The organism is Acinetobacter sp. V89_4 (assembly GCF_029967875.1).
In the GTDB taxonomy this organism is placed as follows: Bacteria; Pseudomonadota; Gammaproteobacteria; order Pseudomonadales; family Moraxellaceae; genus Acinetobacter; species Acinetobacter oleivorans.
In genome coordinates this window covers 185,448-205,810 of record NZ_JASCAI010000020.1, presented here as the reverse complement: position 1 = coordinate 205,810, position 20,363 = coordinate 185,448, and the positions used below count along the sequence as shown (strand labels likewise).

The window sequence follows — 20,363 nt, the reverse complement described above, 5'->3', positions numbered from 1 at the left end:
ATGTATGAGTTTAACAAGTAATAGTTGTTTTTTATAATTAGTAACAAATAAGGTATCTCAAAGTTTAAATATGATTAACTCCGAGATACCCTTTTTAAAAAATATTAGAATCGATAACCTACCCCTAAATAGGTAATCAGTGGATCAATATCAACTTTTGTTGTGGCATGTATTAAGCGAGTTCCCGTATTTTGATTGACGACATCAATTTGGGCATTATTACTTAACTTTGCATAGGACACAGAAGCTACCGTATACCATGAATCGTTAAAATCATAGGTAAAACCAGCGGTAAAAATAGGCGCTATCGCATCATCTGCATCGACATTAACGACCATTTTTCCGCTCGACTCTTTTCGGTCTAAAGCCGCTCCAGCTTTGCCATCTAACACGTTTTGGATCATATGGCCTGCGGACACTAAATCAGAACGAATTCCATCGTTGAGTTTAATATCATTAAAATGAGCATACATTAAACCCACTCCAACATAGGGTCTAAACTTATTTACCCCACTTTTACCAAACTGATATTGTGCTTCTATGGTTGGCGTCCATGCTCGAATAGTTGCAGCTTTAGATTTATTGCCTAAGTTGGTAATCGGAATGGCCTGACCTAAAGTAATTCCATTTGGGAAAAGATATTTCACTAGGTCATTAGGAGACATTGCGACTCCACTTAATGGTGCTAAGATTTCACCTTTTCCTTTAACATCAACTTTAGGTGGAATTCCGCCAATAAATTGTAAAGACACATTATCATTCAGATAATAGTTAAAGGTTAACCCCAACGTATCTACATCATCAACCTCAAGCCCGGCATCATTTTGTTGCCAGTTTTCGATTCCTTGAATCGTCGCAACACCGGAAACTTCAGGTTTGATATTACCGTTCTCATCAAGAATAATCTCCCTCATGTACTCATCTTTTAATGCTAGCTCTAGAAACTCCTTTTGATTAAAAACTTCTCCTCCTAAGTCTACTTCTGTGGCATTAGGATCAACCGAATTTAAAAAACTGGTTGTTGAAATAGTACCGACTTTAGCTGCGGTTCCATTTTTAACAGCGGTATTAATATTAAATGGATTAGCTTTACCCTGTGGCATTACATGTAGCCAACCAGCAGAGACAGAGAATCTTTTAAATTCCTGCGCATAACTCATGCTTGTGATTACAGATAATGAACTCAATATTGCTATTTTTATTACTCTTTTTTTCATTTTTATTCCATCCTAGAAATATATTGCTGATTTTGCAATATAGATATGGAATATAGCCAAGCTGCCTTTTTTATCAATCGGTATAATTTTTAAACAAAATTAATTTAGATAAATCTATCAATTTATCTATTTAATTACATGAAATAGTTATCCAATTTTTCTGACGAATGACATAATTAAAATTAAAAACAATTTAACGAACGGTAAAATAAATACATAAAATTAATCTTATTTGACTAGCTATGATGCTTGAGCTATTTAAATTAGAATCTAACTAGATATTTAATTTTCGTTCATAGATATTTCAAAAAAACCAATGAAGGGAGCTTATCTAAACAAGTTACATCGTATAGCTAATCAATAAATCTGGAAGAATTTTTAATGAATATTATTATTCGTGATGAGCAAGTTGAAGATATAGAAGCCATCGAATACTTAACTAAAGCAGCTTTTCAAAATGCTGAGCACACGAGTCATACCGAACATTTTATTGTTAATAGTTTAAGAAACCACGGTCAACTGACTATTTCTCTAGTGGCAGTTGAAGATGGTTCTATTATTGGACATGTTACTATTTCTCCAGTTCAAATCAGTTCAGGGGAAACAGGTTGGTATGGTTTAGGCCCTATTTCAGTTCATCCAAATAAACAAGGGCTGGGTATTGGTTCCCTTCTGATGAATAAATCACTAGAAAAATTAAAAAACTTAGGTGCAAAAGGATGTGTTTTATTAGGTGATCCCAACTATTACAGCCGCTTTGGTTTTAAAAACAATCCTGAGCTAATTTTACCTGATGTACCGAGTGAGTATTTCCAAGCCTTAAGCTTCTCAGGTCATTTTCCTAAAGGCTATGTAAACTATCATGAGGCATTTAATTCAACGCAATAATAAAAATTATTATCTTTCAAAAGAAAACTCCTAAAATAGGAGTTTTCTTTTTTTACTTTGAACAATATTAATATAAATAATCTAGTTTATTTAATACGTTCAATCTTAAAAACTTCAATATCAGTAGGCTTAACTCGATGTGTATCTACCTCTCCTACAACACGCACTTTATCGCCGGCTTTTAGTTGTAGAGGCTTCCACAAGTCATCATCAATATCAATTACAATCGAACCCGTAGCATCTTTAAACTCGAAATGATCACCAGCAATATGCTTTACGATCGTACCCGTCAAAGTTACTCCAGATTCATCAGCCAAAGTTTTTGCTTTAGATACTGTGACTACATTTTTTGTCGCTTCTTTTATTAATGTAGCATCGGGTTTAGCTAATACCGCATTACTGCCCAATAAAGCCAACCCAGTGAAAGTTGCTAAGAATATTTTTTTCATTACCATGACCTAATTTTTAATGTTCTTAGTTATATAAACAAATTCTTTTAAAGTTATAGATTTAGCTTTTGTGGCTTTTTGTATCTTATAAGAGAGTTTCTTTAATCATGTCATGTAGAAGCACCAAATAATTTACGGCAAAAATTTAGAAAGACTCCATAAGGTCTTCCAGAAACGCTAACAATTAAAAGAATAGAACTGACAGCCGTAACTATCTGCACTAAAGTTGCTCCATTAAAAGCAAGTATCAAAATATAAAGTGGAATCTGGAATGTTAAATTAGTGAATGTGTCTAGCAAAAAGCTTTGTACAGCTGTTTTATGTCTTGCCCATATTTTTTTAAAAATCCAATCGCGATAAAACCCATATGGTCGACCAATCAGTAGAGAAACAGGTATTGCGGTAGCACGTATTTTAAATGTTTGTTCAAGTGTCAGACCCGTAATTACTAGTTCAACAAAAGTACCTATGGCTAACGAAAATAGAACCATTGCAAATGTATCTGCAAAGAATTTCATTAAGTTCACTTTTGCAACAACCATTTATAGCCTTTAGTTTTGTCATGAATTTACTTAAGAAAGCGTGTTTCTTAAGTAAATTAAACCCAGCATTAAAATATCACTTAATTGTTAAGCAACAAGTTGGCCTAAATTCAATAAAATATTTATGGCTTCTGTCTCATCCTCTGTTTGCCCAACAATCATTCTGTCATATGAAATTCCACCAATCTCAATATAAATTTTTGGATGAGGAAGCTGAGGGATATAAACTTTGAGCGGTTGATAAAGAGCAAGAAGATAACCAAATGAATCATAAGGATAATGATCATCTTTTAATGTCTTCTTTATCACCATATAAGTGTTCAGAATATCTAGAATAAAACCATATTCATTTTCAGAATGAAATTTAGCGTCCATACCGACCTCCTTGATTAATTAATATTTTTATAATCAAATTTAAAGGTTAAATTTCTGATCTGATGGTGTAACCAATTCACTTTAAATATAGAGTTATATTTAAAGTGATTCCTGTTGAATTAAATATATTTAAAACCAAGTATATTAGTCAACATATTTTGAACAGTGCCATTAAAAATAAATATTTCGAGTTACAATTCACACTTTAAGATTAAAATAAAAAGATATAAAAAAACCCATCTTACGATGGGTTTCGAAATTCATCTGGATTATGAATCTTTGTCCATTGAATGAGGAGTAGTCGTTTTATCTTGCTGCTTTGTGTCATTTTCACCTTGGCAGGCACTCACACTTAAAGAAATAATGGCAGCTAAACCCAAGGTAGCCATAATTTTTGTCATATTTCACCTCATGAATTATTTAGATAGTGAGTTAATAAATACTTTTTATTAGTTTTACGATCAGCATAGGTTTCTAGGCTTTTTTGTAGATTTAACGCAAAAATGTAAAGCTCTTTAGTTCATCTTTAAATATCAACTTAAAATTTGGTCATTAAACATTAACTGAGTGTCGTAGCGTTTTAATGAGTAATTCATATAGGTGGTCTACAGCTTTTGACTCTAAAGAAGACCTACTCCGATAAACAGCAGCCTCCATCGGCTCTAATGGCCCAAGTCCATGATCTGCACCTAATATGGTTAAATGCTCAGGTGCACTGCATTGTGTGAACACAGCGATTGCTAAACCGCTTTCAACTGCTGCAATTTGACCAGCCAAACTTGAACTGTTGTACACCACACGGTAACGGCGCCCTTGTAATGCCAAAGAATGAATAGCACTCTTCTTAGCTTGGCTGGTACTTTCGTAAACTGCAATTGGAAGCGGGTCTTCTCGCCAGAGTTCAAATTGTGGAGAGCCAACCCATACCATTGGTTCATGAAATAACAATGTTCCTTGACGAGCGTTATCTCTTGAAATTAATGCCAAGTCTATATCACCACTTTCTACTCGTGGAATTAAAGAAGTCGATTGTTCACAAATCAATTCAATTTCTACCCCTCCGTAACGTGGTGCAAAGCGTTTAAGTACAGGCGTTAAATATTTAGCGGCATAGTCATCAGGTACACCAAGACGTATACGACCCTTTAATTCATCTCCATGAAATGCCATTTGAGCTTCAGCATGCAAATCTAAAATACGACGTGCATAACCTAAGAGTAGCTGTCCTTGCGACGTTAATTCAATTTGTCGATGTGTTCGTATTAAAAGTTGGCAATGTAACGCTTCTTCTAGTTTTTTCAGTTGCATGCTAACCGCAGACTGAGAGCGATATAACTCAGGTGCTGCATTCGACAATGAGCCTGTATCAACGACTGTGACAAAACACTTTAACCAATCAATCTGTAAGTTTTTTATATTCATTGCGATTTATCTATTCGATTTTCAAATAGTATATAAAAGAATTATGCGCTTTTCTTTATCTATTCTCTCTCCCATACTGAAATTAGAAGAAGTTAAAACAATTCATTTTTCTAAAAGAAGCTATCCGTGAATTGATTAATGTCTGAATGACACGTTAATAGCGACGCTGACTAACAATTTCATCACTTCGTATTTCTTAGATATTACGCACTAGGAGGAGGTTTTATGCGCCTAAATAAACAGATGCTTGCATCACAAAGTGCGACATCTATTTTCGTTTTACTTTGGGGAAGTGCCGCAATTTTTACTCGTTGGGGACTCGATAATGCCTCACCCATAGCCTTATTAATTCTGCGCTTTTCAACTGCTTTAATTGCTCTGTCGCTACTGGCTATTTTTAGAAAACGGCTCTTACCCAAGCATGGAACCCGTAAGCAAGTTTTACTAACGGGCCTACTCATGATTGCAGGTTATTCAATCTGCTATTTTAAAGCCATGGCTCATGGGGTCACGCCTGGTTTGATGGCCACAATTATGGGAATACAACCCATTTTAACGCTTTGCCTTCTAGAAAAGAATTTACAAAAAGAAAGGCTTTTCGGTTTACTCATTGCTTTAGCTGGACTCATTCTTTTAGTCTGGAAAAGCCTAACAATGTCGTTTATTGCGCCAATCGGCATATTCTTTGCCTTAGCTGCCCTCATCTGTATAACCTTTGGGGCTATCATGCAAAAGAACATTCAACAGGCTCCGACAGATGTCTTACCGCTACAATATATAGTTAGCCTTGTAGTTTGCTTATTTATAGTTCCCTTTGAACATTTTGAAATAACGTGGAATTCGCAACTGATTATTTCTGTCTTATTTCTTGGAATTTTAATTTCTGTAGTTGCACAGCTTTTACTTTACAGACTTTTAAATCAGGGCAATATTGTCAACGTGACAAGCCTGTTCTATTTGGTTCCCATTGTTACTGCGCTCTTAGATTTTCTAATTTTAAAAAATACGTTACCTCTGGCAGGTTTAATTGGAATGATTGCAATTTTACTAGGCTTATTGCTTGTATTTAAAAAGAAATAACTCATAGAAATAATATAGAACCCTCAACTGAGGGTTTTATTTTGAATAAAAATTTAATGTAAATTTTTCCAGTCTGTACCAATTTGAGCTAATGCTGGAAGCTCATCACTATTAAAAACATTAGAATTACGGTCAATAGCAAATCGATAGATAGGCATAGAATCAGCTTCAGTTTTCTTAAAGAAACTGAAGTTTTCATTAAGATGATAATTACCCCCTTCTGTAGATTTTGCTGCTGTTCCTGAGGGTATATGAGTATAACTTTCACATTCTACTTCAACATTATTTCCGGCAAGATCTAGGTAGGAAAATTTCATGTTTTAATCCTTTCTAAATTTTTATGATTGAGAAAAACTTAACATGCTATCGGGCTAGATTATTGAAACTTTTTTAACTAATTGTTTAAGTGTGTATATTTGGTTAAAACTAGATTTTTTGTAAAACAGATGCTCATCCTTGTAATGCATTTTTTATAAACGTACCTTAAACCTAATCTAAATAGGATCTTTCCTGCTGAGTAAAACAGCATTACTCGGAATACTTTTAAGTATTTTCTTTTGTTGTTTAAGCCATTTTTTACAAAATTTCTTATCAGATTGTTCCGAAAAGTTATCTCTAGGCTTGTTATAGGAAGCATCACGCATATTTTCAGATCGTACACACGGCCAATTATTTAATTGGGGAGTCAAAACAGCATTACTGATCAATGAAAGCTCTTCTAATCTAATCAAATTCATCTCTACTTCCTTACTTCCCTCTAGCGTCCTCACTCTTCAATTGATTCATACAAAACTTTATTTCGAATAATCTATAGACGGCTATTGTTTATTCCCTAAACCGATCCAATGAGGGCTACACACAAATAACATGCCTTCAAAAATGCAAAGTGCAAATTTTGTGTATTGATTTATCAAACATGTAAGTTGCTATAGGAATGAATAAATTGAGTTTAAATAGAGTGATGAAGATATTTAGAATGTTTTCTTCTTTGTTACTTCAATTTCAGATATACTAAACTTAGTATGAGATGAGCCTTATATAGTTCATTGCTAGATCAATGAACGACTAAGCCCTTCGCTTTCGAGCAAGGGCTTTTTTAATGCCTAAAATTTGAGAAAACTTATACTTATATGAACTGTCTGGTCGGCCATTGGTTTGCCTTTATAGATCAGGTCTGTTAGATTGGTCTTGTTCATCAACTCCTATTGTCGATGAATACTGAAGCCTGATTCGTAGCATCAGGCTTTTTTTATGCCTAAAATTTGTATAAATGATACTACCAAAATGATGACATGCGATCTCGGTGCGATCTGAAACAACGTAAATCAAACTATAAAATTAACTAGCCTTATCTTACTTTTAGCCAAGTGCCCACTTCTTTTAGCACATCAACTAAACCATTTAATTTCTTGCCATCTTCTGTTAGTGAGTACTCAACTTTAACAGGAACTTCCGCAAAAACCTCTCTATTAATAAACCCTTCTTCTTCAAGAAAACGCAATTCTAAAGTTAGCATTCTTTGTGAAATATTAGGTATTGCACGTCTGAGTTCATTAAAGCGCATAGGTCTTTCGATGAGAAATGAAATAATTAACATTCTCCAGCGGCCACCCAATACTGTCATTGCCTCTTCTACAGAACAGCCAGAAATATTATCTTTCATTATTTAATTAGGTATAAAAAATATACCTATATAACAAAATAGTGCCTAATTTACAATCTATACCTAGTGGTAAATAATAGTTTTCTATCACCAAAAGACTGGCCTATATTATGGAATATAAAGAAGTTGCTAAAAAAACGATTAATCATTTGTACTCAGCACATGCATCTATCCGCACCTCAGGCATCGACCCTCAAATCATTGCTTTAGCTGAGTTGTATGTGTCCCAAATCAACGGCTGTGCTTACTGCTGCGCTTTTCATGCTCAGGAATTAAGAGATATGGGAGTAAGCCAAGAAGTGATTGATAAAATTCCGGGCTATAAACATTCGAATGCCTTTTCAAAGAAGCAGCACCTTGCTCTTGAACTTGCGGAGGCAGTCACTTTTCTATCTGACAAAATTGAAACTGTAAAAGCTCATTTAGCTGAATATTTTAGTGAAAGAGAGATTGTAGAGTTAACGACCAGCATTTCGCTCATGGGGGCTTTAAACCGGCTTAGAATCACTTTAGGTGATAAAAGTTAATCTATTTTCTTCCTAACATGAAAAAGCCCTAATTATTTGGGGCTTTTAATGAATTTTTGACAAAGTTTAATAAAAATTGAAAGCACTATTTTGGCGATAAAAATAATTTCTTTTCGATTGCTCGGCGATTCACTAGCCCCTGCAACCGCTTACCACCAGCATTGACCCAGACATCAAACTGGTTTCCAGCCTCTTTATAATCACCTAAATTTAAATTTTTGAGTAAGGTCGAATTTTTAAAAGCCCCAACTCCAATGTTATAAGCTAAAGAGACTAATGCATCGAATTGATTCTGTTTTAAAGGCACTTTTACAACACTATTTACTGCGCGCTCAAATATCTTTAAATCATGCTGCATATAAGCTTTAGCCTGTTCAAGTGTGCATCGGTCTCTTTCACTTACACGCTGGCCATTAGGATATCGCGTCGTGCCATATCCAATAGTCCATACCCCAGTACCATCGTCATAAGCACTAAGTTTTAATCCTTCAAAATTACAAATTAGGTTTACACCTTCTAAACTAAGAGACATCTCATCAACAGCGACACCTATCAATTCATCACCATAATCAGTTGCTGTAGCAATCTGATCCACTGCTGCATCTTGCTGAGGCTTAGCAGTAAAAAATTTGCGGAGATAATCCAATATTTTTTGCATTTAATGCCCTGTTATTTACTTTTTCTCTGTAACCCAAAGCGTAATATACCCTTGAACTACAGGCTGCCCATCCGCTCTATAAGCATTAACTTTTACTTGCATATCTCCAACTTTCCACTCGTCATCAATAGTTGCTACTAACTTAATATCAGAATCTGCCTTAGCTACATAATTTACGCTCATACCTTTAGGTAACCATCTTAAATGTTGAGGTACTGATGCTTCAGCTAATACACCCATGACAAATTCCAGCCCATTACATATGGCAATAACGTGTACCGTCCCGATATGATTTTCGATTGATTTATTTTTTTTGATTGAAGCTTCGCACAGGTTCAAATCTAATTTTTGAATCATTGGATTTACAGTTTGAAAATATGGAGCAACTCGACTAACAACTTTTGATAATAGCGTTAATCCGCCTGGTACATTTTTCAAAGTCTTAAACGCGAGCAGAACATCATTGACCGGTGGAACAGCTTTATTTTTGATTTTTTTGGTAAATGTAGAAATATAATTACTCATAGTTTTACTTCAATTCGAGAATTAATCATTCAATAAATATATATGTACCCACTTCTACACTCATTGCTTAGTTTTAAATTTTTTGAGTCATTAATGATAATGATTAAATAACCTCGGACGTACCATACTGCTCAAATATGAAGCCTAATATATTAAAAATGCCCAATATTGAATTGGGCTTTAAATTATTCTTCAATTTCGATGGGATCGCCATCTTCAGGGCGAATGTGTCGTTCACCATCATCGGCCGGATCTACACTCGAACCATCTTTGGTAATGCTGTTATACAACTCATCCTCTTTTTTATCATCGATAAATTCTTCATCGGCAAAATCGAGAGGCTCTTCATCATCGTCAAAATTTAAGGGTTTTTCTTCATCTATCATGAGATTCATCCTCTACTTAACTTGTGTCATTCCATGCTTAAATAATTAACGGCTACATTCAACACCAAACCATCATCATTTGTGTAACTGACACTTTCGGATACGTTTTAGTTTTTGTTATTTTCAAGATGATTCAAAATACTACTAATTTTTAAAAGTAAGTAACCAAACAGTAGTCCATTAAATATAATGAAAAGACCGACTGTAACCATTTCTTTAGACCAAACTTGAATAATGTCTAAATTATCATTTCTTGTTTCAACTTGCCCATATGACAAAATAAAGGCTATTCCCAAAACAATTCCAAATAAAATTACGCCCCACGCGACAACTGAGGTTGCCTTACTTTCACTATGGGATTTGCTTACTTGACTCATACTTTTTCTTGTCACATTTAAGGGTTCATATCATTTTTTTATATTAATTTAATGCCTATTTAAAGTTTTGTTTATGTTATGTTTTGATAGCAATGTAATTAATTTTTATCTTTTGTTTACCTTTCCATCAACTGTCTTATTTTCAATTTAAAATGATATGTTGTTTTTACTTTTTTTAATGAAATCTATATATCCATTAAACTAACTACTCCGCTGTTTCATGAAATAAGAGAGCAAATTTATATACATTAAAAGTTTTAAATTTGCCCACACACTGAAGAAGAACTTACTTATTTAGCCTGAAATTTCATATTGAATTTTCTGGCTTGCTTTCTTACTTCAGGATTTGAAGGCAAAGCAAATGGGCTTGCACGCCAAATCGCCTTTTCAATACTTGTTTTAAATTTTTGTTCTTCTTTATCTAAAAAGATGATTTGCTCAATTTCTCCACTATCAGTTAAAAATACTTTAACGCTTGCACTCATACCAGCTGAAGATGCTGGAATATCCCATATTTTATAAATTTTCTTTTGATATTGCTTTTTATATTTTTCAGCTTCTGAAGTAATTTTATTATCGGTCACTTGAACAGGTATAACCTGTTTATGGCCAGTCGCACACCCAACTAATAAAAATAAAGAAGCAATAATAGTGAAGTTTTTCATTTAAAATACCTTTTTTCAATAATTAAAATTTAACAGTTTAAATTTTAAAAAACCACCCGAAGGCGATATTAATCACTGATTATCCCTAGCCAGCAAAGGTAGTAGGTCATCCTGATCTACCTTTGTTTAGATTAATGTTTTATTTTTCTTTAAAAAGGGACTTCATAACGAAAATTCATATTTGAATTTTCCGGCACATTATAGACATCTTGATCAGTAAAAATTCCGTGTTCAGGTGTTTTAAAACTATTAAATGCCTTATTAACTGGAACAGTTGGAGCGTTATTTAAATAGTTTTCTTGAGAATTATATGGAGATGAAGCACAGCCAATCAGCCCAAAACCCAATAAAGATATAAGTAGAAATGTCTTCATAAATTTTGACTACCGTTATAAAAACCACACAACTTAACAAATTAAACAGCTATTGTCACACCGCAACTATTTAGTAATACTTAATAATAAATTTAAAGAAATATTTTAAGGTGAGACGTTATTGTAGATAATTGGAGCAACTCTATAACATGATTTAATGATCATGGCATATGCTTTACTCTTTTAAATAAACTCTTCTATTAAAATTTGGCTAATCGCACTTGTTGTTATATTTTCTTCAGAAGTTTTATAGAGCATAAACTCAACATTTGGAAGTAAAGGTAAATTATCTTTGGAGTTAATAATTTGAATATTACTGTTTAACGAAGATCTATTTAAACATGATATTCCTAGACCAGCCTCGATTGCAGCCGCGATACCTTTTACCCCTGTAGCAGTATGTGCAACATAAAAAGGGATTTTCTCTTTTTGCAAAATTTCTTCGATAAAATTTTTCAAAATACAGCCCGAAGACATTGTCACAATAGGAATAGGATTATCTTCAAGTTCACATTCATGAGACTTAATCCAAAACAGAGGTTCTTCGGATAATTTAATGGCCTGAATATCTTTTTCTATTGTTTCACCAATATTCATGTAGATAGCTAAATCAAAAATATTTGAAAAGAAATTATCTTTAATATCAGAACTTTTCATGATTGAAATATGCAGCTTTAAGTTTGGGAATTTCTTCTGGATTCTTTTTAAAATAATTGTTAAGTCATTGGGTCTAAAATAATCTGTAATCGCTATCCTAAATTCTCCAGAAATATCAACTCCTCTTATTTTGTCTAAAGTCATAGAACAAGACAGTAAGATCTTCTCAGCTTCTGCCAATAAGATCTCACCCTCAGTTGTTAGTGATGAACCTTTTCGGTCTCTAATCATTAATTTCTTGCCAACAAACTCTTCTAATTTTGAGATCTGCTCGCTAATGGTTGAATTAGACAGATTTAATTTTGAAGAAGCTAATGAAATTGTCCCAGACTGAGCTACGACAACAAAAGTTGAAAGTAAGGTGGTATCGAAATATCTCATCTTCGGAAAATCCGTAGTATGCCTTCATATAATTTCGATTTTAACAAATAAACTTAAATACTAATATTCAAGAAATAGAAAACTCTTAAGCCTATTCAAAAAGGAAAATCTTATGAATCTCGACTTTCAAAATGAGGTTGCTATTGTCACTGGTGGTGGCACTGGTATTGGTCAAGCTATTAGTAAACTGCTTGCAGAAAAAGGTGCTTTCGTAGCGATTGTTTACTCTAAAAGTGAGAAAGAAGTTTTAAATACTATAGATGAAATCACAAAAAAGAATGGAATAGCCTTTGCGATAAAAGCCAATATTTCAGCAGATGACGAAGTCAAAACAATGATTGAAACTGTAGTAAAAAAATTTAGCAAAATTAACTATCTGATTAACAACGCGGGCATTACAAAACAGCTTAAATTTGATGACTTAGATGATGTAACAAATGATATTTGGGACCAACTTATCGCTGTTAATTTGAAAGGTACTTTTCAATGCAGCCGAGCAGCAGCTCCATTTCTTCGGCAAAATACAAACAGTGCCATTCTTAATATTGGAAGTATTGCTGGTGAAACAGGTTACGGCTCTTCATTACCTTATGCTGTCTCTAAGTCTGCTGTCCATGGTTTAACAAAATCTTTAGCACACGCATTAGCCCCTTCTATACGGGTTAATTGTATTGCACCGGGGCCTGTTGCTACTCGATGGTGGGCTGGCTATGAAGATAAAATGAACTCGCTATTTGGGGAACTTCCCTTAAAACGGATTTCTACTCCAGAAGATATTGCTCAAACTGCTCTCATGTTATTAAAAGCAGAATCAGTGACAGGACAAATCTTAAAATTAGATAATGGACAAACACTCTGAAATTAAAAATTTTAGATCTCATCTTATAGAGAACTCTTTGTGTGGAGCTCTAAATAGAACCTCACACAAATTCTCACCTTCATCTTATTGTTAATCAGATGCATAAGTATTCTCTAGTAAGATTAAAAACTCATACATCTGGACCATATAACTTTTAAAAACTGGATGTATTCGATAAAGCCTACAGCCCTTAATCTACCCTCGATTCATAACAAATGATCTATTAATTAACGCTTAGATTTTGAGGACTAACATGCGCCTACATTTTATTGTTCATGAAGATTTTGAAGCACCCGGTGCGTATGAAATATGGGCTCAAAATAATGACTTCAAAATTACATATTCAAGAGTATATTTAAATGAAGCTTTGCCATCTTCTGCTGAAGATATAGATTTCCTTATTGTGATGGGTGGTCCACAAGATCCCGATACGACACTAGAGATGTGCCCTCACTTTAATTCATTAGCTGAACAATCAATCATTAAAAAAGCGATTGAAGCAAATAAAGTAGTTATCGGGGTATGTTTAGGATCTCAATTGATAGGTCAAGCTTTAGGGGCCAAATTTGAGCATAGCCCTGAAAGAGAAATTGGCAAATTTCCAATTATGCTTACTGAATATGGCATAACAAACTCTAAGTTTTCACACTTAGGAAAAATGACCGAAGTTGGGCATTGGCATAATGATATGCCGGGTTTAACTCCCAACGCAAAAATCATCGCTTTTAGCGCAGGTTGTCCAAGACAAATTATTGAATATTCAAAATTAGTGTATGGATTGCAATGTCACATGGAATTAACTACAGAAGTTGTTGAATTGCTGATTCAACATTCAGAAGCCGAGTTAAATCAGGCTCACCATTATAAATTCGTGAATAGTCGTGAAGAATTAAGAAATCACGATTACCAAGAGATGAATCAAAACCTTTTTATTTTTCTGGATAAACTGAAAGAAGACTACTCAAAACAACATTAAAAAAATGACTGTAAAAAGCCTTCTTAAGTTGGCTTTTACACTCGCCTATAGATTTTATTATTTACTAGATGATCAAATCCACTCAAAATTCAATCTCCAAAAAAATCAATTTTAATGTTACAATACAGTGACTTACTCAATTTCAATTGGACTTCAAAAGAAATGAATAGATTGTTATTAATTTTTTTATCTTTAAATATTAGTCTTTTTTCTCCTGTAGCTTTTTCTGAAACAAACACATTTCAAATGAAACAAGAATATACCCCACCTAACTTTAATCAGCATAAGAGCATGCTTGCAGTAAACGCAAATTCTCAAGAACATAAATTTAATGGGCAACCAAAAGAGTTTTCTAATTCTGGCACTAATCACCAAAATGTAGATTTTTTTGAAATTGCAAAACAATATCAAGAAAAGGAAGCTAAGCCGTCTTACTCTGCTGAAGAAACAGTCAATATGAGTGATCATGAGCGTAGTCTTTACTACATTAGAAATCATGATAATGTTGGCATTCAAAGAGAAATTAATGGTCAGCAGTTTAAATCGCTAAAACAACAGCGCGATAAAGGCGTGATTTCAAATGATGTATATAAAGAAAAGGTCTACAAAATCTTAAGTCAGCCTTCTATTAGATAAGTTAAAAGCCCTCACTTGAGGGCTTTTCTTTAAGCATTAAAGTCTTCGACAATTTAAGTAAGCATCGACATAAAATATTCTAATAACTTATCTCTTTCATCGATCTTATTTGCACTTAAAAGCTGAACCATTGCCCCATCAATCACAAATAAAAACATATAGGCATCTTCAAGTTTAGCGGTAACTTTTACGGTTAAAATCAGCTTATAAATTTCTTTAATAAGCCAATTTCGATAGTCACTAACGACCTTATAGGCGGCGGGATAAAGCTTTTCAATTTCAAAAATGGCTTTAAACTGCAAATGATAAAACCCATCTAAGTCAGCATGTAAAAAGAAGATTTTCTTTAATTTATCGAACACCATAAGTTCACGGTATGAATGGATAATGGAAAACACCTCGTCTTTTAACGCATCTTTTTGAAAAGTCAGACACATCTCAATAAGTTTTTCTTTAGATGAAAAGCAGTTATAAAAAGTGGCTTTGGGTATTTTGGCATCCTTAACAATTCGGTCTACACCGACATTATTAAAGCCATATTGATTCAATAAATTTCTTGCCGCGTGCAGCACTCGCAGTGCTTTGAATGATGCTTCTAAAGTTGGCATAGACATAGCGTTTAAAATAATTTTTTGTTGTATATAAATGAGATAAAAATGCCGCCACTCTTAAATCGAGTGCTAAAAACAGGCACATCAAGGCAGCACAAATCCTGCCTTACATATCTCAGGCTTTATTGTTGATATGATTTTTTAGTCGTAATGATCTAAAGGTTAAAACCTATAGTCGATTAAACCGCTTTAAATGCCAGTGAGGTATAGATGTAAAGACTTTGGCAAGGACTGCCAATGAGAGAGATGAAATAGTACGCATATGCGAACTCCTAGATGAAATAGAAGTTCTGCCAAATCACTGCTAAATGATTATGGTGGCAGAACGAAGAAGGGTTAGCAGACCAGTCATCTAGGAACCGGCACGCCCGAGGGCGTCCCTCCTCCGTCCTACCGCTACGAAGGGAGACGAACGAGTTCGACACCAAAAAATTACTTTTTTGATGTCCTAGATGAAAACGGTCTGCTAAAACCGACTGGCAATGTGGCCAGCAGGCAAAGGATAATCGGAGAGGTTTTGGGTGTCAATGTGATATTGACTAGAAAATGGTTAAATAATTATAGTTTTTCATTGGATTACAATAGTATATACAAAGAGCACTGTTTAACCATACTTACTAAAACAGTGCTCTTTACTCTTTTATTTATTCGACATGTTCATCATTTTAGAATGATCCATGTCACCCATTTTAGAGTGTTCCATATTCATCATCTGTGAATGGTCCATTTCACTCATTTTAGAATGATCCATTTGAGACATATCTGCCATATTGCCATGCTCATGCTGCGTATGGTCTTGCTGCATTTTTCCATCATTCTTCATGCTACAAGGTTTTGTGCATTTTTCTTGTGCTTTAGAATTTGGCTTGATTTCCGCATTCGCAGCCGTTGTTTGTTTTGCATCTTCTGCCCAAGACTGGGTTCCAGTAATTAAAGCACCAACACACATAAGCGTTGTTAAACTACGGCGAAATAGAGTTTTCATTTTTAGATCCAAAAATTAACTTTATCTAAATACCCTATAGGCTTCCAACGGACATCTAGGTGACCTGAAAATGACATTTTTGTAATCTACGCCGAATCATGTGTTTATAACGTTATTATATTCCCAGTGAATAATATGAGATTTTTTATAAATGAGAATCTTATTGGTTGAAGATGAAATAAAAACAGGTGATTACCTTAAACAAGGTTTATCTGAAGCTGGATATATTACCGATTGGGTGACTGATGGATTATCAGGTAAACATCAAGCGCTTGTAGAAGAATATGACTTGATTATTCTGGATGTGATGTTACCGAAGTTAGATGGTTGGAACATTATTAACGATATCCGAAAAAGCGGGAAAACCATGCCCATTCTTTTTCTTTCAGCACGTGATCAAATTGAAGACAGAGTTAAAGGTCTAGAACTTGGGGCCGATGATTATCTGGTAAAACCTTTTGCTTTTGCTGAGCTGCTTGCCAGAATAAAAAGCTTACTCCGTCGTGGGCAACAAAAAGAAGATAGTAATATTATTAGCATTGCCGATCTTGAGCTTGATCTTCGTAAGCGTCGTGTCACTCGAGCGGGTCAACGTATTGACTTAACAGCAAAAGAGTTTGCATTGATGGAATTATTCATGCGTAGACGTGGAGAAATCTTACCTCGCACCCTCATTGCCTCTCAAATATGGGATATGAATTTTGATAGTGATACCAATGTTGTAGAAGTCGCTATTAAACGTTTAAGAAATAAAATAGATAGTAACTTCAGCCCTAAGCTGATCCAGAACATACGTGGAATGGGCTATGTGTTAGAGGTTGAAGATGCCTAATAAACTGTTTAATGCGATCAGCTTTCGTATTGCAATTCTTTTTTCTTTTTCTACGGTTATTATCTTAATGATTATGGGATTGGTCATTCACCAACTTGTCATGCATCATTTTGAAACTCAAGATAGAACTCAATTAGAAGGTAAAATACAACTTGTAGAAAACCTACTTGAGCAAAATCATCACAATCATTCTGAATTAAACTTATATTTAAAAGATGCCTTAGTGGGACATCATGACCTGATCGTGCAAATAGAGCGCCCGAGCGGTCAAATTATTTTTAGCTCATCGCCAACAGTGCTTAAGAATAAAACATTAGTAAAATCTAAACATGGTCCGTGGCTTGAATGGAAAGTCCAAAATAAAATTTATCATGGCTTAATTTATAAAAAGTCTTTCGATCAAAATAGCGCTATTCCATCAGCTCAAATTATTGTGGGTATTGACACATCTGAGCACCTACATTTCTTAAACGATTTTAGACGTCAGCTCTTATATATCGGTGTTATCGGTACAATTTGTTTGATGCTCTTGGGGTGGTTTGCTGCTTGGCGTGGGCTCCGTCCAGTTCAAAACATGGCAAAGGTTGCAGAAGGCATTTCAGCTCAGCATCTTTCCGAGCGTTTAGATGTCGACAACACACCAACTGAACTGAAATCGTTAGCTATTGCATTTAACGATATGTTAGATCGATTAGAAACAGTCGTAGGCAAACTCTCGGATTTTTCATCTGATCTTGCCCATGAAATTAGAACACCGATTAACAACCTGATGACTCAAACCCAAGTTTGTCTATCGCGTAGTCGAGATATCACTACCTATCAGGAAATTCTATTTTCCAACTTGGAAGAATTTGAACGTTTAGCCCGAATGGTGTCCGATATGCTCTTTCTTGCGAAAGCAGAACATGGCTTACATAGAGCAAACTTACAACAAGTAAATCTAGTCAAAGAAGTCTCGGCATTATTTGATTTTTATGATGCGATTGCTGCTGAAAAAGGCATGTCACTAAAACAAACTGGCCAAGGTTATGTCGAGGGTGATCCTTCAATGTTACGCCGAGCGCTTAGCAATCTTTTATCAAATGCAATCAAATATGGTAAATCAGATTCGATCATCAAAATTAAATGCCAACAGAATAGTGATACAACTGAACTAACCATTGAAAATGAAAGCTCCCCCCTATCACAAGAACAACTTACTCGATTATTTGATCGTTTTTATCGTACAGATTCGTCAAGACAGCGAGTTGAAGAAGGTACAGGGTTGGGGTTAGCAATTACCAAATCTATTCTTGATGTACATGGCGCTACAATTCAAGCCAACTATGATGATGGACGTATTATCTTTAAAATTATCTTTAAAAATTAAATATTTAAATCTAAGCAAGCTAACCAGACAAGACTACCAAAACAGAAAAGTCCTTTAGTACCAATAAGTTCTCGATTTTTTCAAAATAACAAAAATGTAATTTTGGAGTCATCAACGCGTTTCTCTCTATCTTGAATAATAGGCATACAAAGAGTGTGACCAATAAAGTACGTCCTTTATTTTAATTCAGTCATTACTTAGTCAAATATTCATTTTACGAGGATAAAAACATGAAGCTTGTTCACAACAAAATGACCGCTCTACAGAATATTCTAGTAGGAGCAACTATGATTGTTGCTACTTCCAACGTATTTGCACATGTCAGCCTAGTAAGCGCAACTCCCGCTATTAATGCTTCGGTAGTGAGTCAACCTAAAAATATAACGCTTAATTTTGGCGGCGAAGTCATGTTAATGAACGTTAAGTTGCTTGATGCTCAACGTAGAGACATTCCTTTAAATTACCAAGTGAGTCATGATTTAAAAAAATCATTTGAAGTCGCTGTACCAAAGCTAAAAAAAGGAAGATATACCGTAGTGTGGACCACAATGGGCTCTGATGGTCACAACATGAGTGGCGAATATACTTTCACTATTAAATAAACCAGAAAAATAAAAAAATATCGCTAATCCATGCCAGCAATGAGCTGGCATATTGTATAGAGAGAAGAATATGGCGCCTGAAACTTGGATATATGCGACTTGGCTTGTTAAAGCTTTTTTATACTTGGGGACCGCATTTTTTATTGGAGGTGCCTTCTGTTATTTCTTGCTTGGACACTATGTAGAAATTAAAAAAATTATTATCAAATACATCACTGTTGGTGCAGGTTTAGGACTAATCTCAAGTGGTTTTGGTTTCTTTATTCTGATCGGAAGTTTTGCCAATACTGGCCTATCAGGTATGTGGAATAGCAACTATATAAATCTAATCATTAATACGCCGATTGGTCACGTCTACATCATTCGATCAATGAGCTTTCTGCTTTTATTGCTCTTTATGCTCGTAAAGTTAAACAGTGGAATTAGTCAGATTTCTAAATTTGAAGGATCGATTTTCACTCTACTATTAATACCCATTGTTTTCAGTTTTTCTCAATTAGGTCATGTCACGAATTTATCCTTATTTGCGCAAATCTTACTATCAACACATGTATTCGCAATGTCTTTATGGATGGGTTCACTCTATCCCTTATGGAAAACGAGCAGAATAATTCAAGGCCTACCGTTAAAAGAACGTATGCATCTTTTTGGAAAAATTGCAGCCTTTATTGTCGGAGTTTTACTTCTCTGTGGTGTTACTATTGCCCTGCTGTTACTTAAAAATTTCAATGCGCTACTCAATACTCCTTACGGGCATGGGCTTATTATCAAACTGCTCTTTGTGCTATCTATTTTATTACTAGCAGCCTTTAATAAATGGTATTTCACTCCTCGTTTACAGCATCCAAAATTTACAAATCAGTTGGGTTACGCCATTTTATTTGAAATGTCATTAGGCCTAGCCATCCTTTTAACAACGAGCTACATTACGACTGTTGTTGGTATTGAATAAAAAGAAATATATAACAGATGTATCTTTATCTAGGATATTTTTCAGTTTTATGATTATAAAGTAGAGTCAACAATGATTAAAATTCAAACTACCATTCAATAATTCAGCTTCAGCAAACAGTATGATTATTTGTATAATGTATATAATTCGAACCAACAAACTATTAATTTTCTTATTAGACCATTAAATATACACGCAAAAATCTGTAATATAATGCTAATAATAAAAAATTTCTAAAATTTAAAAAATAATAATTAGTAACTATATATATTAAAAATTACTTATTTTTGAGTATATCTAACGAATACAAGAACAGTTTTTTAAAAATACAGCCTCAATATTTTGATAAATTATG

At 34.2% G+C, this 20,363-nt stretch carries 28 protein-coding genes; 10 read left to right on the top strand and 18 right to left on the bottom strand.

The annotated features are described in order from the left end of the window. Positions 1-104: 104 nt before the first annotated feature. Positions 105-1,217: an OmpW family outer membrane protein gene (locus tag QLG01_RS08495; protein WP_282496239.1), complete on the bottom strand. Its 1,113-nt coding sequence runs from the start codon at positions 1,215-1,217 to the stop codon at positions 105-107. A gap of 381 nt (positions 1,218-1,598) precedes the next feature. Between QLG01_RS08495 and QLG01_RS08490 the strand changes: the two genes are divergently transcribed. Beyond that, the gene (locus tag QLG01_RS08490) at positions 1,599-2,105 is read left to right on the top strand and encodes an N-acetyltransferase (RefSeq protein ID WP_282496238.1); all 507 of its coding nucleotides are present in this window, start codon (positions 1,599-1,601) and stop codon (positions 2,103-2,105) included. An 86-nt stretch (positions 2,106-2,191) separates the two neighbouring features. On the opposite strand, the gene QLG01_RS08485 is transcribed toward QLG01_RS08490, so the two are convergent. The 5 genes from QLG01_RS08485 to QLG01_RS08465 all read right to left on the bottom strand — a co-directional run bounded on the left by QLG01_RS08485 (position 2,192) and on the right by QLG01_RS08465 (position 4,893). Next, positions 2,192-2,554, bottom strand: a complete 363-nt coding sequence (locus tag QLG01_RS08485; protein WP_005306481.1) for a NirD/YgiW/YdeI family stress tolerance protein — start codon at positions 2,552-2,554, stop codon at positions 2,192-2,194. A 110-nt stretch (positions 2,555-2,664) separates the two neighbouring features. Beyond that, on the bottom strand, positions 2,665-3,096 hold the full coding sequence (gene alaE, locus QLG01_RS08480; RefSeq protein WP_191900116.1) for an L-alanine exporter AlaE: 432 nt from the start codon (positions 3,094-3,096) through the stop codon (positions 2,665-2,667). Positions 3,097-3,183: 87 nt separating this feature from the next. Beyond that, positions 3,184-3,471: a hypothetical protein gene (locus QLG01_RS08475; RefSeq protein WP_049836941.1), complete on the bottom strand. Its 288-nt coding sequence runs from the start codon at positions 3,469-3,471 to the stop codon at positions 3,184-3,186. Between the two features lie 269 nt (positions 3,472-3,740). Beyond that, the gene (locus QLG01_RS08470; protein ID WP_004643213.1) at positions 3,741-3,872 is read right to left on the bottom strand and encodes a hypothetical protein; all 132 of its coding nucleotides are present in this window, start codon (positions 3,870-3,872) and stop codon (positions 3,741-3,743) included. 151 nt (positions 3,873-4,023) lie between these two features. Next, a complete protein-coding gene (locus QLG01_RS08465; RefSeq protein WP_004791662.1) occupies positions 4,024-4,893 on the bottom strand; it encodes a LysR family transcriptional regulator in 870 nt (289 codons plus the stop codon). A gap of 225 nt (positions 4,894-5,118) precedes the next feature. Here QLG01_RS08465 and QLG01_RS08460 point away from each other — a divergent pair, with 225 nt between their 5' ends. After that, positions 5,119-5,973 carry a DMT family transporter gene (locus QLG01_RS08460; protein WP_282496237.1) on the top strand — a complete coding sequence of 285 codons (855 nt, stop codon included), beginning with the start codon at positions 5,119-5,121 and terminating at the stop codon, positions 5,971-5,973. 53 nt (positions 5,974-6,026) lie between these two features. Here QLG01_RS08460 and QLG01_RS08455 read toward each other — a convergent pair whose 3' ends face one another. From QLG01_RS08455 to QLG01_RS08445, 3 genes are all read right to left on the bottom strand, one after another. Then, complete coding sequence (locus tag QLG01_RS08455) at positions 6,027-6,290, bottom strand: hypothetical protein (RefSeq protein WP_282496236.1); 264 nt, start codon at positions 6,288-6,290, stop codon at positions 6,027-6,029. Positions 6,291-6,467: 177 nt separating this feature from the next. Then, positions 6,468-6,710 (bottom strand): hypothetical protein, encoded by a 243-nt coding sequence (locus tag QLG01_RS08450; protein ID WP_034591202.1) that lies wholly within the window; start codon positions 6,708-6,710, stop codon positions 6,468-6,470. Positions 6,711-7,321: 611 nt separating this feature from the next. Continuing rightward, complete coding sequence (locus QLG01_RS08445; protein WP_004791654.1) at positions 7,322-7,636, bottom strand: helix-turn-helix domain-containing protein; 315 nt, start codon at positions 7,634-7,636, stop codon at positions 7,322-7,324. Between the two features lie 110 nt (positions 7,637-7,746). On the opposite strand from QLG01_RS08445, the gene QLG01_RS08440 reads away from it, so the two are divergent. Beyond that, positions 7,747-8,163 (top strand): carboxymuconolactone decarboxylase family protein, encoded by a 417-nt coding sequence (locus QLG01_RS08440; protein ID WP_005306496.1) that lies wholly within the window; start codon positions 7,747-7,749, stop codon positions 8,161-8,163. 85 nt (positions 8,164-8,248) lie between these two features. Here QLG01_RS08440 and QLG01_RS08435 read toward each other — a convergent pair whose 3' ends face one another. The 7 genes from QLG01_RS08435 to QLG01_RS08405 form a co-directional block, all read right to left on the bottom strand. Further along, positions 8,249-8,821, bottom strand: coding sequence for a lysozyme (locus QLG01_RS08435; protein ID WP_013197408.1), 573 nt, complete (start codon positions 8,819-8,821; stop codon positions 8,249-8,251). 15 nt (positions 8,822-8,836) lie between these two features. Next, entirely contained in the window at positions 8,837-9,346 is a 510-nt protein-coding gene (locus QLG01_RS08430; protein ID WP_282496235.1) for a hotdog fold domain-containing protein, read from the bottom strand. 185 nt (positions 9,347-9,531) lie between these two features. Continuing rightward, on the bottom strand, positions 9,532-9,732 hold the full coding sequence (locus tag QLG01_RS08425) for a hypothetical protein (protein ID WP_004791647.1): 201 nt from the start codon (positions 9,730-9,732) through the stop codon (positions 9,532-9,534). Between the two features lie 107 nt (positions 9,733-9,839). Next, complete coding sequence (locus QLG01_RS08420; protein WP_199944443.1) at positions 9,840-10,109, bottom strand: hypothetical protein; 270 nt, start codon at positions 10,107-10,109, stop codon at positions 9,840-9,842. A gap of 290 nt (positions 10,110-10,399) precedes the next feature. Then, positions 10,400-10,774: a TonB C-terminal domain-containing protein gene (locus QLG01_RS08415; protein WP_144735652.1), complete on the bottom strand. Its 375-nt coding sequence runs from the start codon at positions 10,772-10,774 to the stop codon at positions 10,400-10,402. A 149-nt stretch (positions 10,775-10,923) separates the two neighbouring features. Further along, the gene (locus QLG01_RS08410; RefSeq protein ID WP_004791641.1) at positions 10,924-11,148 is read right to left on the bottom strand and encodes a hypothetical protein; all 225 of its coding nucleotides are present in this window, start codon (positions 11,146-11,148) and stop codon (positions 10,924-10,926) included. Between the two features lie 183 nt (positions 11,149-11,331). After that, entirely contained in the window at positions 11,332-12,186 is an 855-nt protein-coding gene (locus QLG01_RS08405) for a LysR family transcriptional regulator (RefSeq protein ID WP_282496234.1), read from the bottom strand. Between the two features lie 112 nt (positions 12,187-12,298). Between QLG01_RS08405 and QLG01_RS08400 the strand changes: the two genes are divergently transcribed. The 3 genes from QLG01_RS08400 (at position 12,299) to QLG01_RS08390 (ending at position 14,657) form a co-directional block, all read left to right on the top strand. Then, positions 12,299-13,045: an SDR family oxidoreductase gene (locus QLG01_RS08400; protein WP_282496233.1), complete on the top strand. Its 747-nt coding sequence runs from the start codon at positions 12,299-12,301 to the stop codon at positions 13,043-13,045. Positions 13,046-13,298: 253 nt separating this feature from the next. Then, a complete protein-coding gene (locus tag QLG01_RS08395; protein ID WP_282496232.1) occupies positions 13,299-14,021 on the top strand; it encodes a type 1 glutamine amidotransferase in 723 nt (240 codons plus the stop codon). 114 nt (positions 14,022-14,135) lie between these two features. Further along, positions 14,136-14,657 carry a hypothetical protein gene (locus tag QLG01_RS08390; protein ID WP_224970830.1) on the top strand — a complete coding sequence of 174 codons (522 nt, stop codon included), beginning with the start codon at positions 14,136-14,138 and terminating at the stop codon, positions 14,655-14,657. A 53-nt stretch (positions 14,658-14,710) separates the two neighbouring features. On the opposite strand, the gene QLG01_RS08385 is transcribed toward QLG01_RS08390, so the two are convergent. Further along, a complete protein-coding gene (locus QLG01_RS08385; RefSeq protein WP_282496231.1) occupies positions 14,711-15,265 on the bottom strand; it encodes a TetR/AcrR family transcriptional regulator in 555 nt (184 codons plus the stop codon). Positions 15,266-15,908: 643 nt separating this feature from the next. After that, on the bottom strand, positions 15,909-16,253 hold the full coding sequence (locus tag QLG01_RS08380; protein ID WP_282496230.1) for a hypothetical protein: 345 nt from the start codon (positions 16,251-16,253) through the stop codon (positions 15,909-15,911). 151 nt (positions 16,254-16,404) lie between these two features. Between QLG01_RS08380 and QLG01_RS08375 the strand changes: the two genes are divergently transcribed. The 4 genes from QLG01_RS08375 to QLG01_RS08360 all read left to right on the top strand — a co-directional run bounded on the left by QLG01_RS08375 (position 16,405) and on the right by QLG01_RS08360 (position 20,008). After that, the gene (locus tag QLG01_RS08375) at positions 16,405-17,085 is read left to right on the top strand and encodes a heavy metal response regulator transcription factor (RefSeq protein ID WP_199942670.1); all 681 of its coding nucleotides are present in this window, start codon (positions 16,405-16,407) and stop codon (positions 17,083-17,085) included. Continuing rightward, positions 17,078-18,454, top strand: coding sequence for a heavy metal sensor histidine kinase (locus QLG01_RS08370; RefSeq protein WP_282496229.1), 1,377 nt, complete (start codon positions 17,078-17,080; stop codon positions 18,452-18,454). The genes QLG01_RS08375 and QLG01_RS08370 overlap by 8 nt, the downstream gene beginning before the upstream one ends. A gap of 230 nt (positions 18,455-18,684) precedes the next feature. Next, the gene (locus QLG01_RS08365) at positions 18,685-19,056 is read left to right on the top strand and encodes a copper resistance protein CopC (protein WP_282496228.1); all 372 of its coding nucleotides are present in this window, start codon (positions 18,685-18,687) and stop codon (positions 19,054-19,056) included. Positions 19,057-19,126: 70 nt separating this feature from the next. Beyond that, on the top strand, positions 19,127-20,008 hold the full coding sequence (locus QLG01_RS08360) for a CopD family protein (protein ID WP_282496227.1): 882 nt from the start codon (positions 19,127-19,129) through the stop codon (positions 20,006-20,008). Positions 20,009-20,363: the final 355 nt, after the last annotated feature.

What these genes read in the sequence shown, in the direction of transcription:
- QLG01_RS08415 (WP_144735652.1), bottom strand. Translation starts at nt 10,774, where the DNA reads ATGAAAAACTTCACTATTATTGCTTCTTTATTTTTATTAGTTGGGTGT.
- QLG01_RS08420 (WP_199944443.1), bottom strand. Translation starts at nt 10,109, where the DNA reads ATGAGTCAAGTAAGCAAATCCCATAGTGAAAGTAAGGCAACCTCAGTT.
- QLG01_RS08460 (WP_282496237.1), top strand. Translation starts at nt 5,119, where the DNA reads ATGCGCCTAAATAAACAGATGCTTGCATCACAAAGTGCGACATCTATT.
- QLG01_RS08440 (WP_005306496.1), top strand. Translation starts at nt 7,747, where the DNA reads ATGGAATATAAAGAAGTTGCTAAAAAAACGATTAATCATTTGTACTCA.
- QLG01_RS08450 (WP_034591202.1), bottom strand. Translation starts at nt 6,710, where the DNA reads ATGAATTTGATTAGATTAGAAGAGCTTTCATTGATCAGTAATGCTGTT.
- QLG01_RS08465 (WP_004791662.1), bottom strand. Translation starts at nt 4,893, where the DNA reads ATGAATATAAAAAACTTACAGATTGATTGGTTAAAGTGTTTTGTCACA.
- QLG01_RS08365 (WP_282496228.1), top strand. Translation starts at nt 18,685, where the DNA reads ATGAAGCTTGTTCACAACAAAATGACCGCTCTACAGAATATTCTAGTA.
- QLG01_RS08370 (WP_282496229.1), top strand. Translation starts at nt 17,078, where the DNA reads ATGCCTAATAAACTGTTTAATGCGATCAGCTTTCGTATTGCAATTCTT.
- QLG01_RS08375 (WP_199942670.1), top strand. Translation starts at nt 16,405, where the DNA reads ATGAGAATCTTATTGGTTGAAGATGAAATAAAAACAGGTGATTACCTT.
- QLG01_RS08410 (WP_004791641.1), bottom strand. Translation starts at nt 11,148, where the DNA reads ATGAAGACATTTCTACTTATATCTTTATTGGGTTTTGGGCTGATTGGC.
- QLG01_RS08445 (WP_004791654.1), bottom strand. Translation starts at nt 7,636, where the DNA reads ATGAAAGATAATATTTCTGGCTGTTCTGTAGAAGAGGCAATGACAGTA.
- alaE (WP_191900116.1), bottom strand. Translation starts at nt 3,096, where the DNA reads ATGGTTGTTGCAAAAGTGAACTTAATGAAATTCTTTGCAGATACATTT.
- QLG01_RS08380 (WP_282496230.1), bottom strand. Translation starts at nt 16,253, where the DNA reads ATGAAAACTCTATTTCGCCGTAGTTTAACAACGCTTATGTGTGTTGGT.
- QLG01_RS08485 (WP_005306481.1), bottom strand. Translation starts at nt 2,554, where the DNA reads ATGAAAAAAATATTCTTAGCAACTTTCACTGGGTTGGCTTTATTGGGC.
- QLG01_RS08470 (WP_004643213.1), bottom strand. Translation starts at nt 3,872, where the DNA reads ATGACAAAAATTATGGCTACCTTGGGTTTAGCTGCCATTATTTCTTTA.
- QLG01_RS08405 (WP_282496234.1), bottom strand. Translation starts at nt 12,186, where the DNA reads ATGAGATATTTCGATACCACCTTACTTTCAACTTTTGTTGTCGTAGCT.
- QLG01_RS08430 (WP_282496235.1), bottom strand. Translation starts at nt 9,346, where the DNA reads ATGAGTAATTATATTTCTACATTTACCAAAAAAATCAAAAATAAAGCT.
- QLG01_RS08425 (WP_004791647.1), bottom strand. Translation starts at nt 9,732, where the DNA reads ATGATAGATGAAGAAAAACCCTTAAATTTTGACGATGATGAAGAGCCT.
- QLG01_RS08490 (WP_282496238.1), top strand. Translation starts at nt 1,599, where the DNA reads ATGAATATTATTATTCGTGATGAGCAAGTTGAAGATATAGAAGCCATC.
- QLG01_RS08455 (WP_282496236.1), bottom strand. Translation starts at nt 6,290, where the DNA reads ATGAAATTTTCCTACCTAGATCTTGCCGGAAATAATGTTGAAGTAGAA.
- QLG01_RS08395 (WP_282496232.1), top strand. Translation starts at nt 13,299, where the DNA reads ATGCGCCTACATTTTATTGTTCATGAAGATTTTGAAGCACCCGGTGCG.
- QLG01_RS08435 (WP_013197408.1), bottom strand. Translation starts at nt 8,821, where the DNA reads ATGCAAAAAATATTGGATTATCTCCGCAAATTTTTTACTGCTAAGCCT.
- QLG01_RS08495 (WP_282496239.1), bottom strand. Translation starts at nt 1,217, where the DNA reads ATGAAAAAAAGAGTAATAAAAATAGCAATATTGAGTTCATTATCTGTA.
- QLG01_RS08390 (WP_224970830.1), top strand. Translation starts at nt 14,136, where the DNA reads ATGTTACAATACAGTGACTTACTCAATTTCAATTGGACTTCAAAAGAA.
- QLG01_RS08400 (WP_282496233.1), top strand. Translation starts at nt 12,299, where the DNA reads ATGAATCTCGACTTTCAAAATGAGGTTGCTATTGTCACTGGTGGTGGC.
- QLG01_RS08360 (WP_282496227.1), top strand. Translation starts at nt 19,127, where the DNA reads ATGGCGCCTGAAACTTGGATATATGCGACTTGGCTTGTTAAAGCTTTT.
- QLG01_RS08475 (WP_049836941.1), bottom strand. Translation starts at nt 3,471, where the DNA reads ATGGACGCTAAATTTCATTCTGAAAATGAATATGGTTTTATTCTAGAT.
- QLG01_RS08385 (WP_282496231.1), bottom strand. Translation starts at nt 15,265, where the DNA reads ATGCCAACTTTAGAAGCATCATTCAAAGCACTGCGAGTGCTGCACGCG.